The following is a 17,182-nucleotide window of genomic DNA, read 5'->3' as shown; positions in this document are numbered from 1 at the left end:
CTCCTCTTTTGGTAGCGCCTCGGGTGCGACAATCCAGGCATGGAAATGCTGGTGGTCACGGGCGCTTCGCTGCTCGCAGGGTTTGTCGATTCGATCGTGGGCGGCGGCGGGTTGATCCTTGTGCCGGCGCTCTTCGCCGTGTTTCCGGGTGCACCGCCGGCCACGTTGCTGGGCACCAACAAAAGCGCTTCTATTTGGGGCACGGCGGCCGCGGCCGCGCAGTTCAGCCAGCGGGTGCAGATGCGCTGGGGTGCTTTGTGGCCGGCCGCCCTGCTCGGATTTGCGGGGTCGATGCTCGGCGCCTGGGGCGTGACCCTGTTTCCGGGCGACTTCCTGCGGCGCGCGTTGCCCATCGTGCTGCTTGGCGTGCTGCTCTACACGCTGGCGCGCAAGGACCTGGGCCGCCACCACGTACCGCGCTTCAGCGGCCGTGCCGAAACGCTGGCGGCCTGCGCCATCGGCCTGTCGATCGGCTTTTACGACGGCTTCTTCGGGCCTGGGGCGGGCAGCTTCCTCGTCTTTTTGTTCGTGCGCTGGATGGGCTACGACTTTCTGAATGCTTCTGCGTCGGCCAAGATCATCAATACGCTCACCAACGCCGCGGCCCTGCTGCTGCTTGCCCTCAAGGGGCATGTGTGGTGGCACTATGGGCTGGTGATGGCGGTGGCCAACGTCGCGGGCAGCCTGCTGGGCACGCGTGTTGCGCTGAAGCATGGAGCGGGCTTCGTGCGGGTGGTGTTCATCGCGGTGGTGAGCGCGCTCATCCTGAAGACCGCCTATGACGCATTCCTGAAATAGCACAACGAGAAAGTCTCATTCATGGCATTGCCAGAGTCCGCTGTACCCGTTGAACGACCCGCAGCCGTCAGCTTCTGGCAGGCCTTCGCCTACTGGCTCAAGCTTGGCTTCATCAGCTTTGGCGGTCCGGCGGGGCAGATTGCGCTGATGCACCAGGAACTGGTGGAGCGCCGGCGCTGGATCTCGGAAAAGCGCTTTCTGCATGCGCTCAACTACTGCATGCTGCTGCCAGGCCCTGAGGCGCAGCAGCTTGCCACCTACATCGGCTGGCTCATGCATCGCACCTGGGGCGGCCTTGCGGCGGGTGTGCTCTTCGTGCTGCCTTCGCTCTTCATCCTCATCGGGCTGTCGTGGGCGTACATGGCCTACGGCCACGTGCCGGCGGTGGCGGGTCTGCTCTACGGCGTGAAGCCCGCGGTCACGGCCATCGTGCTTTTCGCGGCATGGCGCATCGGCTCGCGGGTGCTCAAGAACGCCTGGCTCTGGGCGATTGCCGTTGCCGCTTTCATAGCGATCTTTGCGCTGCAGCTGCCGTTTCCGCTGATCGTGCTGTCCGCCGGGGCCGTCGGCTACTTCGGCAGCCGGTTCGCGCCGGCGTACTTCTCGCCGGGCGGTGGGCACGGCGCCGCGGCGGGCTCGGCCGGCCCGGCGCTCATCGACGATGACATGCCCACGCCGCCGCATGCCCTTTTCAGCTGGGGCCGCTTCGCGCGCGTGCTGGCGGTGTTCTTCCTGCTGTGGCTCGGCGCGCTGGGCGCGCTCACGGCGCAGTACGGATGGAGCGGCGCGCTCACGCAGATGGGCTGGTTCTTCACCAAGGCGGCGCTGCTGACCTTCGGCGGGGCCTATGCGGTGCTGCCCTATGTGTTCCAGGGCGCGGTCGACCACTACCACTGGCTGACCGCCACGCAGATGATCGACGGCCTCGCACTCGGAGAAACCACGCCCGGTCCCTTGATCATGGTCGTGTCGTTCGTGGGCTTCGTCGGCGCGTGGGGCCAGGCACTGTTCGGCCCCCATGCGCTGTTTGCAGCCGGCGTGGCAGGCGCGACGGTGGTGACCTTCTTCACCTTCCTGCCGTCGTTCCTGTTCATTCTGCTGGGTGGCCCCTTCATCGAGTCGACCCACGGCAACCTGAAGTTCACTGCCCCGCTCACCGCCATTACCGCGGCCGTGGTCGGCGTGATCGTCAACCTGGCGGTCTTCTTCGCCTACCACGTGCTCTGGCCGAAGGGCTTGTCAGGGCCCTTCGAGTTTCCCTCCGCCGTCATCGGCGCGCTCGCGGCCATCGCGCTTTTCCGCTTCAAGGCCGGCGTGATCCCGGTGGTGCTCGCCTCGGCACTCGCAGGTATGGCCTGGCAACTGCTTGTGCGCTGACCGCCGGCTTGCGTTTATTCCTCGACGAAGGCTTCCTCTCGCTTCGCCTTGATGGATGGCAGCAGCACGATGCCCAGCAGCAGCGCTGCCGCGACCAGCAGGCCTGCCGACAGAGGCCGCGTGACGAACACGCTCCATGTGCCGCGCGACAGCAGCAACGCGCGGCGCAGGTTTTCTTCCATCATCGGCCCGAGGATGAAGCCCAGCAGCAACGGTGCCGGTTCGGTCTTGAGCTTCAGGAACAGGTAGCCGACAAAGCCGAAGATCGCGACCATCCACACGTCGAAGGTGTTGTTGTTGGTCGAGTACACGCCAATCGCGCAGAACAGAACGATGGCCGGGAACAGGAACTTGTAGGGCACCGTCAGCAGTTTGATCCACATGCCGATCAGCGGCAGGTTCAGCACGATCAGCATCGCGTTGCCGATCCACATCGAGGCGATCAGTCCCCAGAAGAGTTCCGGGTTGCTGGTCATCACCTGCGGGCCCGGCTGGATGTTGTGGATGGTCATCGCACCCACCATCAGCGCCATTACCGCGTTGGGCGGAATACCCAGCGTGAGCAGCGGAATGAACGAGGTCTGTGCGCCCGCGTTGTTGGCCGATTCGGGCGATGCCACGCCGCGGATGTTGCCCTTGCCGAAGGCGACCTCGCCGGGGCGCATCTTGATTTTCTTCTCGAGTGCATAGGCCGCGAAGGCCGCAAGCAGCGCGCCGCCGCCGGGCAGGATGCCGAGCGCCGAACCCAGGGCGGTGCCGCGCAGCACCGCGGGCGTCATGCGCTTGAAGTCATCCTTGGTAGGCCACAGGCCCTTCACCTTGTGCGTGAACACCTCGCGCTCGTCGTCGGGCTGCGAGAGGTTGCCGATGATTTCGCCGTAGCCGAACACGCCCATGGCAATCACCACGAAGCCGATGCCGTCGGTGAGCTCGGGAATGTCGAAGCTGAAGCGCGCGACGCCCGAATTGACGTCGGTGCCCACGATGCCGAGCAGCAGGCCGAGCACGATCATGGCCACGGCCTTGAGCAGCGAGCCCGAAGCCAGCACCACGGCGCCGATCAGGCCCAGCGTCATCAGCGAGAAGTACTCGGCCGGGCCGAACTTGAAGGCCAGCTCGGTGAGCGGCGGCGCGAAGGCAGCCAAGATGAGCGTGCCCACGCAACCGGCAAAGAACGAGCCCAGGCCCGCAGCAGCGAGCGCAGGGCCGGCGCGGCCCTGCCTTGCCATCTGGTAGCCGTCGATACAGGTGACCACGGAGGATGACTCCCCGGGCAGGTTCACCAGAATTGCGGTGGTCGAGCCGCCGTACTGCGCACCGTAGTAGATGCCGGCCAGCATGATCAGCGCCGACACGGGCGGCAGTGCGTACGTGGCCGGCAGCAGCATCGCGATGGTCGCGACCGGGCCGATTCCCGGCAGCACGCCGATCAGCGTGCCCAGGATGCAGCCGACCAGGCAATACAGCAGGTTGGTGAAAGTGAAGGCGACGCCGAAGCCGGTCGCGAGGTTGTGGAACAGTTCCATGGCGGTGCGCTCCTCAACCCGAAATGAAAGTAGGCCAGACCTGGATCTGCAGCTTCAGCGCCCAGATGAAGGCCACGTAGCTGCCGGCCGCCAGGATGGTGGAGAGCACCAGCACGTCGCGCAGCTTGAAGTGCTCGCCCGCCATGCTCGAGATGATGGTGAGCGCGTAGATCGCGACGATCATCCCCATGGCGGGAAGGCCGATGCTCGGCAGCCCGCCGAGCAGCACGCCGAAGGCCAGGTTGGCGCCCAGCACGAAGGCCAGCGGCTTCCAGGCCCATTTGCCGATCGGGTCGCCGCCGGCGGTTTCGACCACCATGGCCTGGAACATGATGGCCCCGCCGAGCACCGCCAGCAAAATGCCCAGCATCAGCGGAAAGTAGCCGGGCCCCATGCGGGCACCGTCGCCGATGGTGTAGGTGGTGGCGCCGATGGCGAAAGCGCCGCCGACACTTGTGAACATGACTCCTGAAAAGAAGTCCGCCTGACTCTTTATGCGCATTGTCTCGACCCTCTTGATTGGACGGGTGAGGGTCGTCGCCCGCGGCTGACCTTGGGCTGACCGGCGCGGTAAGGACAAATGCGTACAAGGGTGCCCAGGCCTTTGCGCGGAGCTCAGGCGGAGCGTGGGGCGCAGAAACGAAAAAAGCTCCCGAAGGAGCTTTTTCATTTGAGAGCGAGGTCTCGGGGGAAGGGCTTAGTAGCCGCCGCGACCACCGCCGCCGCCGCCGTAGCCACCGCCACCACCGCTGCGGCCACCGCCGCCGCCGCCACCACCGTAGCCGCCACCGCCACCACCACCGCCGTAACCACCACCACCGCCGCCGCCGTAGCCGCCGCCACCACCGGTACGGGGGGGACGAGCTTCCATCGGACGTGCTTCGTTCACGGTCAGGGCGCGGCCCTGGAGCGAATGACCGTTCATGGCTTCAACGGCAGCCAGCGCTTCAGCGTCGGTGCCCATTTCCACGAAGCCGAAGCCCTTGGAGCGGCCGGTGTCGCGTTCCATCATGACCTTGGCGCTGACGATCGAGCCGAACTCGCCGAAAGCCTGTTCCAGGTCGTTGTCACGCACAGAGTAGGCGAGGTTGCCTACGTAGAGTTTCTTGCCCATTGAGGGACTCCTAATTCAAACCAACAAAACAAAGCGATGGAGTCCCAGAATCACAACAAACAAATGCGCTGTGGCGCGAAACTGACCGATCACCGAATTACGTGCACGGGAGGCAGGCTCACAGACACGTAGGCACGATTATCAATGCGATCTGGAAAAAGGGTGATGAAATTCGCTCTTCTTACGAAACATCACGCCTTGGAGGGCGGTTTCGCAACGGTTGCAGAAGGCCGGAGAGCCCGTTGTGGTCTATTTCATGCATCAAATGGAGCAGCCGGCCGATTTCACCTGCGGGAAAACCCTCGCGTGCGAACCAATTCAGGTAATTGCCCGGCAAATCGGCAATCAACGTGCCCTTGTGCTTGCCGAAAGGCATTTCGAGCGTGACAAGGCGCTGCAGGTCTTCGGGTTTCATGAGGTTCAGCCTCCGGCGCGCTTCACTACGTGGCCTCGCTTGGTGAGCGCCGCGATCACCAGTTCGCGGTGGTCGCCCTGGATTTCGATGGTGCCGTCCTTCACCGTGCCGCCCGTGCCGCAGGCCGTCTTGAGCTGTTTGCCCACGGCCGCGAGCGCCGCCGCATCGAGCGCCAGGCCCTTGATCACCGTGACGCCCTTGCCTTTGCGGCCCTTGGTCTCGTGCGATACACGCACAATGCCGTCAGTGGCCGGAATGCGCGCCCTGAGCTCCTTGCAGCGGCACTGCGCGATCGGCGCGCGGCACTCGGGGCACATGCGGCCTCCGGCTTCGGTGGAATACACCAGGGCGGTGGACTGATTGCTCTTCATCGTCATTCGGTCGATCTCTTCTTCAACGCTTCGGTTCCTGTCGGTTCCCGGTTCATCTTTCTCTGTCTGCTCACATGCCATTCGACTCACTGGGCCTGGCCCCCGCGCTCGTGCAGGCTGCCGCCGAAAGCGGCTATGCCGCGCCGACCGCCATCCAGGCCGCGGCCATTCCCGCAATTCTGCAAGGCCGCGACGTGCGGGGTTCGGCGCAGACCGGCTCGGGCAAGACCGCCGCATTTTCCCTGCCGCTGCTGCAGCGCCTGGCGGCCGAGCGCGCCACGTCGCCGCGCCGCGTGCGCGCGCTGGTGCTCGTGCCCACGCGCGAACTCGCCGCCCAAGTGGGCGAAACCATGCGCAGCCTTGCGCAGCACCTGCCCGAGCGGCTCAAGATCGCCATTGCCTTCGGCGGCGTGTCGATCAACCCGCAGATGATGAGCCTGCGCGGCGGTGCCGACATCGTGGTGGCCACGCCGGGCCGGCTGCTCGACCTGGTGGACCACAACGCGCTCAAGCTCAATGCGGTTTCCATGCTCGTGCTCGACGAGGCCGACCGATTGTTCGACCTTGGCTTTGCCGAAGAACTGGGCCGCATCCTCGCGCTGCTGCCGCCGCAGCGCCAGAACCTGCTGTTCTCGGCCACCTTCCCGCCTGCCATCCAGGCGCTGGCCGACACCGCGCTGCGCGACCCGGCGGTGATCGATGTGCAGGGCGAGCCCGGCACCGAACCCGCCATCGTGCAGCGCGTGATCGAAGTCGACGCCAACCGCCGCACGCAGCTGCTGCGCCACCTGCTGAAAGAAAACGAGTGGGACCGCGTGCTGGTCTTCGTCGCCACGCAGCATGCGGCCCAGACCGTGGCCGAGAAGCTCTACAAGAACGGTGTTTACGCGGTGCCCTTCCACGGCGACATTGCGCAGGGCACGCGCACCGGCATCCTCGCGCAGTTCAAGGAAAGCCGCTGGGACGTGGTGATTGCCACCGACCTTGCGGCGCGCGGCATCGACATTGCGCAGCTGCCCGTGGTGATCAACTACGACCTGCCGCGCTCGCCCACCGACTACATCCACCGCATCGGCCGCACCGGCCGCGCCGGCGAAAGCGGGCTGGCGATCAGCTTCGTGAGCGCAGCCACCGAGGCGCACTTTCGCCTGATCGAAAAACGTCAGGGCCTCAGCCTGCCACGCGAACGCATCGAAGGCTTCGAGCCGACCGAAGCCCCCGTGCCGATGGTCGATGCCTCGGGCACCGGCGGCATCAAGGGCAAGCGGCCGAGCAAGAAGGACAAGCTGCGTGCCGCAAACGCCCTGACCGCGGCGCGGCACGGCGACGGCGAGCACAACGACTGAAGTCCGGGGCCTAAAGCCAGCCCAGCTGCCGCGCGGTCAACTCCTTCATGATGTCCTCGGCGCCGCCGCCGATCATCATCACTTTCACTTCGCGGTAGATGCGTTCACTGACGGTGCCGCGCATGAAACCCATGCCGCCCAGGATCTGCACGGCCTGGTCGGCGCAGAACTGCATGGTTTGCGTCGCATGGTTCTTGAGCATGCAAACCTGCGCGACCCACTCGGGCGCATTGCACCTGCCCGCCGCCTCGTGCGCATCCCCTTGCGCCGATACGGCTTCGAGCCACGCTTCAGTGGACGCAATGCGCATCTGCATGTCGACCAGCTTGTGGCGCACCGCCTGGTGTTCGATGAGCGCGGCGCCGAAGGTCTTGCGCTCCTGAGACCAGGCCAGCGCCTCGTCGAGGCAGGCCTGCGCAAAGCCGAGTGCGCCCGCCGCCAGCCCGATGCGTTCGCCGTTGAAGTTGCCCATGACCATGCGAAAGCCCGCGCCTTCGCTGCCGAGCAGGTAGCGTGCAGGCACGCGCACGTTGTCGAAGTGAAGCTGCGCGGTGTCGGAGCACAGCCAGCCCATCTTCGTGAGGCGCGTGCGCGTGAGGCCAGGCGCATCGCCGGGCACCAGCAGCATCGAGATGCCGCGGGCGCCGCGCTCTTCGCCGGTGCGCACCGCCACCGTGATCCAGTCGGCCCGCACGCCCGAGGTGATGAAGGCCTTTTCGCCGTTCACCACGTAGTGTTCGCCGTCGCGGCGCGCCGTGGTGCGCAGCGCCGCCACGTCGGAACCACCGCCGGGCTCCGTGATGGCGAGCGCGGCAATCTTCTCGCCGCGCAGCACCGGCGGGACCACTTCGCTGCGCACCGCATCGCTCGCATGCAGCACCACGGGCGGCAGGCCGATGTTGTGCGAGAACAGGCTGGCGAGCACGCCGCCGCTCTTGCCGTGGCGCGCGAGCGCAATCCACGCGGGGAGCTTCAGTGAATACGGGGCCGGCGTGCCGCCCAGCGATTCGGGGTAGCCGAGGCCCAGCAAGCCGAGTTCCGCTGCGCGCGTGTACAGCACCCGGGGAAACTCGCCCGAGTCGTCCCAGGCCTGCACGTGCGGCGCGATCTCGTTCTCGGCAAAGCGCCGCACCGTGTCGGCCAGCGCCGCGCGGTCGGATTGCAGTTCGGCGTCCATGTGCGCTTCAGCCGCCGTCAGCCGCGTGGTGGCCGCTTGGCAATGCCCATCGTCTTGGCGAGGATGCCGAGCATCACCTCGTCCGCGCCCCCACCGATGGAGCCGAGACGGCCGTCACGGTACAGGCGAGAGACGCGGTTCTCGAGCGTAAAGCCCATGCCGCCCCAGAACTGCAGGCAGGTGTCGGCCACCTGCCGCGTGAGCCGGCCGGTCTTGAGCTTGGCCATCGAGGCCAGTTCGAGCACGTCCTCGCCCTGCACATGCAGGTCGCAGGCGCGGTAGGTGAGGGCGCGCAGCGCTTCCACTTCGGTCTTGAGCTCGGCGAGCTTGAACTGCACCCACTGCTGCTCGGCCAGCGTGGCGCCGAACATCCTGCGCTCCTGCGCCCATCCGATGGTCTGCGCGATGCAGTCTTCCATCGGTTCGAGTGAGCTTGCAGCGGCCCACAACCGCTCTTCCTGGAACTGCTGCATCTGGTAGACGAAGCCCTGGCCTTCCTCGCCGATGCGATAGCGCTGCGGCACGCGCACGTTGTCGAAGTAGATGAGCCCCGTGTCGCTCGAGTGCATGCCGATCTTGCGGATCTTCTTCGCCTTCTCGATGCCGGGGCTGTCCATCGGCACCATCACGAGCGACTTGTTGCGATGCACGGGTCCATCGCCGGTATTGACCAGCATGCACATCCAGTCGGCCTGCAGGCTGTTGGTGATCCACATCTTCTGGCCGCTGATGAGGTAGTCGCCGCCGTCCTTGCGCGCATGGCTCTTCAGGCCCGCCACGTCGCTGCCCGCGCCGGGCTCGCTCACGCCGATGCAGCCGACCATGTCGCCCGCGATGGCAGGTTCCAGGAACTCGCGCCGCAGTTCGTCGCTGCCGAAGCGCGCGAGCGCGGGCGTGCACATGTCCGTCTGCACGCCAATCGCCATCGGCACGCCGCCGCAGCTCACATGGCCCAGCGCCTCCGCCATGGCCATCGCATACGAATAGTCGAGCCCGGCGCCGCCGAAGGCTTCGGGCTTGTTGAGGCCCAGCATGCCCAGGCTGCCGAGCTTCTTGAAGACCTCGTGCGCGGGAAAGATCTCGGCTTCTTCCCATTCGTCGACATGCGGATTGATCTCTTCGTCGATGAAGCGGCGCAGCGTCTTCTGAATCTCGAGGTGCTCATGGGTGTACTGCATGCGGTTGTCTCCAGTCAGTCAGTCGTTCGGTTCGTCGGCGTTCTTGAAGACACGCGGCGTCTGCGCCCGGTGAAAGCCGTCGAAAGGCCGCACCGCCACACGCTGCTGCGTCTCTTTGTCCGGCAGTGCCATCGGCCAGCCCATGCGCACCTGCGGCCGTGCGCCATCCACTCGCAGCACGCTGCCGCTGATGAAGCTGGCGGCGGGGCTTAACAAAAAGGCAATGGCGGCGGAGGTCTCGGCCTCGTTGCCGAAGCGGCCCGCTGGCACCGTGCTGCGCATCGCGCGCAGCATGTCGCCTGCTTCGGGCGGGTAGTGGTCCATGCCGCTCGATGCGATGTAGCCCGGCGCCACGGCATTCACGCGCACGCCGCTCGCGGCCCATTCGAGCGCTGCGGTCTCGGTGAAGCTCACCATGCCGGCGCGCGCTGCGCCGCTGTGGCCCATGTTGGGCATCGAGCCCCACATGTCGGCCACGATATTGACGATGGCGCCGCCGTGCGCCTGCATGCTCTGCAGAAAGCATTCGCGCGCCACGAGAAAGCCGCCCGTGAGATTGGTATGGATCACCGCCTCCCACCCCTTGGCCGAGATGGCCGCGAGCGGCGTGATGTACTGGCCGCCGGCGTTGTTGACGAGCCCGTCGATGCGGCCGTGTACGGCAACGATGGCGGCTATCGCGCTGCGCACGGCTTCTTCTTGCCGGATGTCGAAGGCTTGCATGCTCGCCTTGCCGCCGTCGCCGGTGATTTCGGCCTGCACCGCTTCGAGCTTTTCAAGGTTGCGGCCGACCAGCACCACCTGCGCGCCGAGCGATGCGAGTTCGTGTGCCGTGCAGCGACCGATGCCCGAGCCACCGCCGGTGACGACGATCACCTGGCCGGCAAAGAGGCCGGGCGAGAAAACGGAGCGGTACCGGGAAGGAGCGTTCATCGGGCGGCTTTCAACAAATATCTGCGCAGGCGCGGCCTCGTCAGGCATCGGCGATTTCCGCCACCACATGGCGTGCGGCCACTTGCGTGCCCACGGCCACATGCAGCGCGGCCAGCCGGCCGGCACGCGGCGCGCAGTGCACATGTTCCATCTTCATGGCCTCAAGCGTGACGAGCGGCTGGCCGGCGGCCACCGTGTCGCCCTCCGCCGCCAGCAGCGCAATGACGCGGCCGTTCATCGAGGCGCGCAGCAGCCCGTCGGCGGCAGCAACACCCTCTCGCGCGACCGCGGCATGCGTCAGGTCATGCAGCTGAAAAGGCCGGCCGCGAAAGTGAAAGAAGAGGCTGCCCGCCGATCCGCGCGCCACCACCGCTTGTTCGGCCAACCCGTTGCAACAAAAGCGCACATGTCCTTCGCCGGGCAGCGCAAGCAGGTCGATGCGCACCGGAGGATGTTCGCCAATGGAAATGTCGAAACGGCCAGCGCCAAGAGGCTGCACGCGCGCCTGGCAGGCCGTTCCATCGAGCGCGAAGCGCAATGCATTCGGCAGCCTGTGCGCAAGCGGCGAGGGCCAGCCGTGCTCTCCCAGCTGGAGCAACAGCGCAGCGAGCAACGTGGCGCGCGCTTCGGCCGCGGCGTCGGGCGCGAGCAAGACGTCGAGCTGTTCGGCGATGAAGGCGGTGGTCGCCGCGCCGCTCACGAACGCCGGGTGTGCGAGCGCGCGCTGCAGCAGTTGCTGGTTCGTGGCAACGCCCAGCGCCACCGTGTCTTGCAAGCCGGCGAGCAGCCGTTGCCGGGCTTCATCGCGCGTGCGGCCGTGGGCCACCAGCTTGGCAGTCATCGAGTCGTAGAACGGCGGTACCTGAGCGCCGTCGCGCAGCGCGTGTTCGGTGCGCAAAGTTGGCGAAGGCCGCCAAACGGCGAGCGTGCCGCTTTGCGGCAGAAAGCCCTGCCGCGGATCTTCGGCGCACAGGCGCACTTCGATCGCGTGGCCGCTCATGCGCACATCCTGCTGCGTCAAGGGCAGCGGCTCGCCGGCCGCGATGCGCAACTGCAGCTCGACCAGGTCGAGCCCTGTCACAGCCTCGGTCACCGGGTGCTCCACCTGCAACCGCGTGTTCATTTCCATGAACCAGTAGCGCCCCTCGGCATCGAGCAGAAACTCCAGCGTGCCCGCACCTTCGTAGCCGATGGCTTTTGCGGCGGCGACGGCCGTTGCGCCCATGCGTTCGCGCAAGGCTGCGGAAACGGCCGGCGAGGGCGATTCCTCGATCACCTTCTGGTGCCGCCGCTGCACCGAGCAGTCGCGCTCGCCCAGGTGAATGGCGTTGCCGTGCCGGTCGGCGAACACCTGGATCTCGATGTGGCGCGGTGCCACGATGGCGCGCTCCAGGATCACGGCCGCGTCGCCGAAGGCATTGAGCGCTTCCGACTGCGCGCTCTGCAGCAGTTCGGCAAAGGCCGCGGCCGAGGGCACCAGGCGCATGCCGCGTCCGCCACCTCCGGCTGTTGCCTTGATCATCACGGGCCAGCCGATGCGCGCGGCTTCGGCGGCGAGTGTGGACTGGCTCTGGTCTTCACCCTGGTAGCCGGGAATGCACGGCACGCCGGCCGCCTGCATCAGCCGCTTCGCGCCGGCCTTGTCGCCCATTGCGCGAATGGCTTCGGGCGAGGGGCCGATGAAGACGAGGCCCGCATCGCGGCAGGCCTGCGCGAGCGCGGCGTTCTCCGCCAAAAAGCCGTAGCCCGGATGCACGGCCTGCGCGCCGCTTGCAAGCGCAGCATCGACGATGGCGGAAATGTTCAGGTAGCTTTGCGCGGGCAGCGATCCGCCGATCCAGACCGACTGATCGGCCTGGCGCACATGTTCCGCGTCGGCATCGGCGGTCGAATACACCGCCACCGTGCGGCAACCCATGGCGCGCGCGGTGCGCATGACCCGAGTTGCGATCTCACCGCGATTGGCGACAAGAATCTTGCTGAAGCTCATGGCCGTGCCACCGAGAACTGCATCGCCTGCGGCACGCGCGCATCGGCATCGCGGCACACCGAAAGCACTTCCGCCAGCACCGCACGCGTATCGCGCGGGTCGATCACGCCGTCGTCCAGCAGCAGCGCGCTGGTGGTGAACACGCTCATCTGCCGATCGAAGCGCTCGACGATCTGCTGCTGCATCGCGTCGATCTTCGCGCGGTCGACAGCGCCTTTGCGCGCCATGCCCGCTTCCATCACGATGGCCATGGTTCTTGCCGCCTGCTCGCCGCCCATCACGGCGGTGCGCGCGTTGGGCCACGAAAAGCAGAAGCGCGGCGCAAAGCCGCGGCCGCACATGCCGTAGTTGCCCGCGCCGTAAGAGGCGCCGCAATGCAGCGTGATCTGCGGCACGGTGGCGCTGGTCACCGCCTGGATCATCTTGGCGCCGTGCTTGATGATGCCGGCCTCCTCGTGCGCGCGGCCGACCATGTAGCCCGTGATGTTCTGCAGGTAGACGATGGGCGTGCGCGACTGGCAGCAGGCCTGGATGAAATGCGTGGCCTTGGTGGCTCCGTCCGAATCGATCGGGCCGTTGTTGGTGACGATGCCCACGGCGTGGCCTTCGAGCCGCATGTGGCCGCACACGGTGGCGCTGCCGTAGTGCTCGCTGAATTCGAGAAACTCCGAGCCGTCGGCAATGCGCGCAATTACCTCGCGCATATCGACCGGCCGCCGCCCGTCGCCCGGCATGATGCCAAGCAGTTCTTCGGCCTCGTACAGCGGCGGCGCAAACTTGCGCGGGGCTTCGCCTCGGGCCCAGTCGATGCCGCCCAGAATGGATCGCGCGATCCGGATCGCATCGCGGTCGTCTTCCGCGAGGTAGTCGCCCAGCCCCGAAATGTGCGTGTGCATCACGGCGCCGCCCAGTTCTTCTTCTGTGGCAATTTCGCCGGTGGCGGCCTTGAGCAGCGGCGGGCCGGCCAGGAACGCGCGGGTGCGGTCCCGCACCATCACGATGTAGTCTGAAAGGCCCGTCTGGTAGGCGCCGCCCGCGGTCGAGGACCCGTGCGTCACCGTCACCACCGGAAGCCCCGCGGCCGAGAGCCGCGCCAGGTTGCGGAAGATGCCGCCGCCGCGCACGAAGTCCTGCACGCGGTATTGCATGAGATTGGCGCCCGCGCTTTCCACCAGCTGAACGTAGGGCAGCTTGTTTTCGAGCGCGATCTCCTGCATGCGCAACTGCTTGTCCAGGCCCATCGGCTGCAGCGCGCCGGCGTCGATGCCGGAGTCGGACGCGCTCACCATGCAGCGCACGCCGGCCACCCGGCCAATGCCCGCGATCACGCCGCCGCCGGGCACGCTCCTGCCGAGATCTTCGTCGTCATGGCCCAGGCCGGCCAGCGAGGCCAGCGGCAGAAAAGGCGCGCCGGTGTCGAGCAGCAGCGCCAGGCGCTCGCGCGGCAGCAGTTGCCCGCGCCTGGCGAATCGCTCGGCCGAGGCATTCGAGGCCGCCGCCGAGCGGGCCTCGTGCGACCGCATCTCGCCAAGTAGCGCGAGCATGCTGGCGCGATGGGCCTGGAAGGATTCGCTGGCCGCGTGCAGCCGGGATTCGATGGCGGGCATGAGGAGTCAGTGCAGATCGCTTTCGCTCTGCACCAACTCTAGGGCGCCGATGCGCGCCCGGCTTGCGCCAATTAGCTGGTGCGGACCCGGCGCGCCGCAGCGGGGGCGTCCATGCTGGTGCCCGTGATCACCCAGTAGATGAAGATCAGCACTGCGCCCGCGGTGCCGAACACCGAAAGCCCCATGTAGTTGCCGCCGATGGCCAGCGCATCGGTCGGAGCGGCGGCAGTGCAGATCATGTTGGCGGCGCTCATGCCCACGTAATGCATGGTGCACACCGCCACGCCCATCACCGCGGCCGCGGCCACCTTGTGGCTCAGCCGTCGCAGGTTGAAGGCCAGCCACAGAGCTGCGCCGGCGGCAGTGATGGCAATGGCCACGGACAGGCCGACGATGTTGAGATCGAAATCCATCGAGGCGCGCATGTTCATGGCAAACATGCCCATGTAGTGCATCACGCACACGCCCAGGCCCGCCAGCAGGCTGCCGGCCAGCCAGCCCGGCTTGCTGAATTTGCTTCGCCCGCCCGCCAGGTACAGCGCAATGCCGGAGATGAGGATGGCCGCCACCAGGGACACGACGGTCAGCGGCACGTTGTATGAAATGCCCACCGGCAGCCGGTAGGCCAGCATGCCGATGAAGTGCATCGACCAGATGCCGATGCCGCCCAGCGCCACGGCGGCGCAAGCCACCACCGCCAGGTTCGGTTTCCCGTCCGCCCCGACCATGCGCCCTGCGCAGATCAGCGCCACCAAAGAACCCGCGAACGAAATGAGGAACGAGAGCGCCACCAGGCCGAGCGAATACTCGGGCGACAGCAACTGGCCAACAACGAGGGGAGTCATGCTTTGTTCTCCTGGAAAAAAGAACGACTCACCGCCGTAGGGTTGGGTGTGGAAAGGGTTGTAACGAGTCGTTCGCCGACCAGTCTGTAATAGTTGTTTTTAAAAGTAAACAGAATTTGGTGCGGTTTTGTTTACCTTCTCACACCTCATCGTTGAGGCCGAATCCGGTAGATCGCATTGTTCCGGTCGGCGGCCATGTAAATGGTCCCGTCGCCGCCCACTGCCACGCCTGTCACCACGTAGGGCGGCGGTAATCCGGGGCCCGCGGCCAAGCCGATCGGCAGGTTTTCCGCCACGGTGCGGCGCGAGCCGTTCGCCGGATCGATTTCCACCAGCCGGCGCGCCGCGCTCTCGGCCACGATGAAGCTGCCCCACGGCGTTTGCGCCAGGCCTTCGGGCAGCGCCAGTCCCTCCGCAATGGCACGGAGCGGTGCGCTCGCGTCGAGCGGAATGCGGGTCAGCTTGCCCGCGGCCTCGGTCACATAAAGTGCGCCGTCCTGGCCGATGATCATTTGCACCGGGCCGCTCAACCCGCTAGCGAGCACTTGCTTGTCTGCAAACTTGGCGCCGCGGGCGCGCGTGATGCTGCCGGTGGCAATCTCGGCATAGATCACGCTGCCGTCGTCCATGGGCATGGCGTCGAAGGGCGCCTTCAGCCCGTGAATGGTCTCGACGGTCCGCAGCGTCTGGCGGTCGACCAGCTGCACCGTGCCTGTGAACCACGAGGTCAGCGCAAACAGATTGCCCGACAGGCCGACGGCAAACGGATAGTCGAGCTCCGGATCGCGCTGCATCCGGAAAACGTCGCGCACTTCGCCGGTGCGCACATCCACCTGGCGAAAGCCGAACACATCGGCCACCCAGAGCGTGTGGCCCTCGATCTTCAGGCCCGCGGGCGCCGCGAGCTTGCCGCTGGTGAGCGTGCGCAGCGCACCGGTGGCGGGGTTGAAGGCCTGCACCTCGTTGTTGGCCATGTTCGAGATGTAGATGGTGCCGTCGGGCGTGTCGTGCGCAATGGCCAGGTTGTCGAGCGAAGGGCGCAGCTGCTTCGCGACGGTCTTGCGGCCGGTGGCCAGGTCCACGCGCACCAGTTCGCCGCTGCGCGCATCGACCACCCAGAGGTTGCCCTTGCCGTCCAGATTGGCGGCCGCGGGAATCTTGAAGCCGTCGGCAATCACAGTCATCTGGCCGTTGGCGGGGTCGATCTTCACGACTTGGCCCTTGAACCAGAGCGGTCCGTACAGCATGCCGTCGGAGCCGACCTCGAAGCCGTTGAAGCCGCCCATGTCCTTCTTGATGAGCCGCGGTGGCTTCTGGCCTTCGCGGTCGATCTCCCAGAGTGCATCGCCCAGAAACACCTGCGAGGCATAAAGCTTGTTGTTGCGGCGGTCGAAGTCGAGCGAGTTGAGGCCGGGCAGGTCCTTGGCGAGCACGCGCGTCGGCGCGCCGTCGTTCTCGCGGTAGCGCAGCATGCCCATGAGGTAGTTGGTCCAGGCCAGCTCGCCCTTGGGGCCGACCGCGATGTCGTCGGCCTGGCCCTCGGGTGCCTCGATCAGCACCTTGGCCGCGCCGGTGGCGCGGTCTACCTCCCAGAGCGTGTTGCCGAGCACGGAGCCGGCGAGCAGCCGGCCTTTCTGGTCGATGGCCAGGCCGTGCACCCCCGAGAAGGAGGACGGAGGCACCAGCGCCTCGGGTGCGGCCCATGACGCGGGCCGCGTGGTGGGCGGCGGTGCGACAACGGTGCTGCAGGCGCCCACCAGGGCGAGCGTGGCGGTCAGCGCGGCGGTAGCGCGCAACAGGCGACGGGGCATGCCTTCTCCTTCTTGTGGTTGCGCGTGCAGTCTAGAAGGAGAAAGGGGATGCGGCGCAGTCACTCGCGTGACATGTGTCGAGTCGCAGCGCGGTTGGCTCCCGTGTCCATGCGGAGTCAACCACCTGCGCTTCAACGATCATCCAGAGGGGAATCGCTGTTTCGCTGGAGATGGAATTATTCGTGGTGTTGTCTCAATAGCTTCGGAAGTCAGCGGCGAGATTCGCGGCCTCGGCGCTAGCGTCTTAGGTAAGCTGTGGCGATGTGGCGATGTGGCGATGTGGCGATGTGGCGATGTGGCGATGTGGCGATGTGGCGATGTGGCGATGTGGCGATGTGGTGTTTGAGGCGAAGAAGGGTGCATTCGGCCAAGACCCGTCGATTGCACGGCCTGTCAAAATTCGGTCGGCAGACGTTCAGGTGTCAAACCGCAGCGGGAGCAGGATCAGTGTCGAATCGCAAATCTAGGCATCTCGCACGCGAGCGACTTGAGCACCAAGTGGAGAGGGCCGTTGAAGACCTTGTCGGGCAAAACGGGACGGTCTACGTAGAGCGCTCTGGAGAGGGGGCGACCGCTATCGGCGAGACCGCCACGACTTTCTTGAATGGCCACATATACGGGGTACGAATTAGTTGGAGGGGCGGAGCGAATGACCGGTCCTGGCCGATTCTGTTGAAAAACTCGGTCGCAGCGT

Annotated in this window: 15 protein-coding genes; 3 read left to right on the top strand and 12 right to left on the bottom strand. The window is 66.3% G+C overall.

Annotated elements, in window-relative coordinates:
• Nucleotides 1-39: 39 nt before the first annotated feature.
• Both EJI00_RS12380 and chrA read left to right on the top strand, forming a co-directional pair.
• A complete protein-coding gene (locus EJI00_RS12380; RefSeq protein WP_126747809.1) occupies nt 40-798 on the top strand; it encodes a sulfite exporter TauE/SafE family protein in 759 nt (252 codons plus the stop codon).
• A 21-nt stretch (nt 799-819) separates the two neighbouring features.
• Nucleotides 820-2,175 (top strand): chromate efflux transporter, encoded by a 1,356-nt coding sequence (chrA, locus tag EJI00_RS12375; RefSeq protein WP_126747808.1) that lies wholly within the window; start codon nt 820-822, stop codon nt 2,173-2,175.
• Between the two features lie 14 nt (nt 2,176-2,189).
• Here chrA and EJI00_RS12370 read toward each other — a convergent pair whose 3' ends face one another.
• From EJI00_RS12370 to EJI00_RS12350, 5 genes are all read right to left on the bottom strand, one after another.
• Entirely contained in the window at nt 2,190-3,701 is a 1,512-nt protein-coding gene (locus EJI00_RS12370; RefSeq protein ID WP_126747807.1) for a tripartite tricarboxylate transporter permease, read from the bottom strand.
• A gap of 13 nt (nt 3,702-3,714) precedes the next feature.
• A complete protein-coding gene (locus EJI00_RS12365) occupies nt 3,715-4,203 on the bottom strand; it encodes a tripartite tricarboxylate transporter TctB family protein (protein WP_126747806.1) in 489 nt (162 codons plus the stop codon).
• A 195-nt stretch (nt 4,204-4,398) separates the two neighbouring features.
• Nucleotides 4,399-4,815 (bottom strand): RNA recognition motif domain-containing protein, encoded by a 417-nt coding sequence (locus tag EJI00_RS12360; protein ID WP_126747805.1) that lies wholly within the window; start codon nt 4,813-4,815, stop codon nt 4,399-4,401.
• Nucleotides 4,816-4,996: 181 nt separating this feature from the next.
• The gene (locus EJI00_RS12355) at nt 4,997-5,230 is read right to left on the bottom strand and encodes a DUF3820 family protein (protein ID WP_126747804.1); all 234 of its coding nucleotides are present in this window, start codon (nt 5,228-5,230) and stop codon (nt 4,997-4,999) included.
• Between the two features lie 5 nt (nt 5,231-5,235).
• Nucleotides 5,236-5,601 (bottom strand): translation initiation factor Sui1, encoded by a 366-nt coding sequence (locus EJI00_RS12350; RefSeq protein WP_126747897.1) that lies wholly within the window; start codon nt 5,599-5,601, stop codon nt 5,236-5,238.
• A gap of 74 nt (nt 5,602-5,675) precedes the next feature.
• On the opposite strand from EJI00_RS12350, the gene EJI00_RS12345 reads away from it, so the two are divergent.
• The gene (locus EJI00_RS12345; protein WP_126747803.1) at nt 5,676-6,947 is read left to right on the top strand and encodes a DEAD/DEAH box helicase; all 1,272 of its coding nucleotides are present in this window, start codon (nt 5,676-5,678) and stop codon (nt 6,945-6,947) included.
• Between the two features lie 10 nt (nt 6,948-6,957).
• On the opposite strand, the gene EJI00_RS12340 is transcribed toward EJI00_RS12345, so the two are convergent.
• From EJI00_RS12340 to EJI00_RS12310, 7 genes are all read right to left on the bottom strand, one after another.
• Nucleotides 6,958-8,124: an acyl-CoA dehydrogenase family protein gene (locus EJI00_RS12340; protein WP_126747802.1), complete on the bottom strand. Its 1,167-nt coding sequence runs from the start codon at nt 8,122-8,124 to the stop codon at nt 6,958-6,960.
• Between the two features lie 17 nt (nt 8,125-8,141).
• A complete protein-coding gene (locus EJI00_RS12335; RefSeq protein ID WP_126747801.1) occupies nt 8,142-9,302 on the bottom strand; it encodes an acyl-CoA dehydrogenase family protein in 1,161 nt (386 codons plus the stop codon).
• Nucleotides 9,303-9,320: 18 nt separating this feature from the next.
• The gene (locus tag EJI00_RS12330) at nt 9,321-10,235 is read right to left on the bottom strand and encodes an SDR family oxidoreductase (protein WP_126747800.1); all 915 of its coding nucleotides are present in this window, start codon (nt 10,233-10,235) and stop codon (nt 9,321-9,323) included.
• A gap of 40 nt (nt 10,236-10,275) precedes the next feature.
• A complete protein-coding gene (locus EJI00_RS12325; protein WP_126747799.1) occupies nt 10,276-12,225 on the bottom strand; it encodes an acetyl/propionyl/methylcrotonyl-CoA carboxylase subunit alpha in 1,950 nt (649 codons plus the stop codon).
• A complete protein-coding gene (locus tag EJI00_RS12320; protein WP_126747798.1) occupies nt 12,222-13,832 on the bottom strand; it encodes an acyl-CoA carboxylase subunit beta in 1,611 nt (536 codons plus the stop codon). The genes EJI00_RS12325 and EJI00_RS12320 overlap by 4 nt, the downstream gene beginning before the upstream one ends.
• Before the next feature lie 71 nt (nt 13,833-13,903).
• Nucleotides 13,904-14,677, bottom strand: a complete 774-nt coding sequence (locus tag EJI00_RS12315) for an MHYT domain-containing protein (RefSeq protein WP_126747797.1) — start codon at nt 14,675-14,677, stop codon at nt 13,904-13,906.
• 146 nt (nt 14,678-14,823) lie between these two features.
• The gene (locus tag EJI00_RS12310; RefSeq protein ID WP_126747796.1) at nt 14,824-16,488 is read right to left on the bottom strand and encodes a hypothetical protein; all 1,665 of its coding nucleotides are present in this window, start codon (nt 16,486-16,488) and stop codon (nt 14,824-14,826) included.
• Nucleotides 16,489-17,182 lie beyond the last annotated feature (694 nt).

The sequence above is a fragment of the Variovorax sp. DXTD-1 genome (assembly GCF_003984625.1).
GTDB lineage: Bacteria > Pseudomonadota > Gammaproteobacteria > Burkholderiales > Burkholderiaceae_C > Variovorax.
The sequence above is the reverse complement of the archived record's forward strand: the minus strand, read 5'-3'. Positions and strand labels throughout refer to the sequence as shown.

Coding starts and splice junctions, on each gene's coding strand:
- EJI00_RS12380 (WP_126747809.1), top strand. CDS start 40: ATGGAAATGCTGGTGGTCACGGGCGCTTCGCTGCTCGCAGGGTTTGTC.
- chrA (WP_126747808.1), top strand. CDS start 820: ATGGCATTGCCAGAGTCCGCTGTACCCGTTGAACGACCCGCAGCCGTC.
- EJI00_RS12370 (WP_126747807.1), bottom strand. CDS start 3,701: ATGGAACTGTTCCACAACCTCGCGACCGGCTTCGGCGTCGCCTTCACT.
- EJI00_RS12365 (WP_126747806.1), bottom strand. CDS start 4,203: ATGCGCATAAAGAGTCAGGCGGACTTCTTTTCAGGAGTCATGTTCACA.
- EJI00_RS12360 (WP_126747805.1), bottom strand. CDS start 4,815: ATGGGCAAGAAACTCTACGTAGGCAACCTCGCCTACTCTGTGCGTGAC.
- EJI00_RS12355 (WP_126747804.1), bottom strand. CDS start 5,230: ATGAAACCCGAAGACCTGCAGCGCCTTGTCACGCTCGAAATGCCTTTC.
- EJI00_RS12350 (WP_126747897.1), bottom strand. CDS start 5,601: ATGAAGAGCAATCAGTCCACCGCCCTGGTGTATTCCACCGAAGCCGGA.
- EJI00_RS12345 (WP_126747803.1), top strand. CDS start 5,676: ATGCCATTCGACTCACTGGGCCTGGCCCCCGCGCTCGTGCAGGCTGCC.
- EJI00_RS12340 (WP_126747802.1), bottom strand. CDS start 8,124: ATGGACGCCGAACTGCAATCCGACCGCGCGGCGCTGGCCGACACGGTG.
- EJI00_RS12335 (WP_126747801.1), bottom strand. CDS start 9,302: ATGCAGTACACCCATGAGCACCTCGAGATTCAGAAGACGCTGCGCCGC.
- EJI00_RS12330 (WP_126747800.1), bottom strand. CDS start 10,235: ATGAACGCTCCTTCCCGGTACCGCTCCGTTTTCTCGCCCGGCCTCTTT.
- EJI00_RS12325 (WP_126747799.1), bottom strand. CDS start 12,225: ATGAGCTTCAGCAAGATTCTTGTCGCCAATCGCGGTGAGATCGCAACT.
- EJI00_RS12320 (WP_126747798.1), bottom strand. CDS start 13,832: ATGCCCGCCATCGAATCCCGGCTGCACGCGGCCAGCGAATCCTTCCAG.
- EJI00_RS12315 (WP_126747797.1), bottom strand. CDS start 14,677: ATGACTCCCCTCGTTGTTGGCCAGTTGCTGTCGCCCGAGTATTCGCTC.
- EJI00_RS12310 (WP_126747796.1), bottom strand. CDS start 16,488: ATGCCCCGTCGCCTGTTGCGCGCTACCGCCGCGCTGACCGCCACGCTC.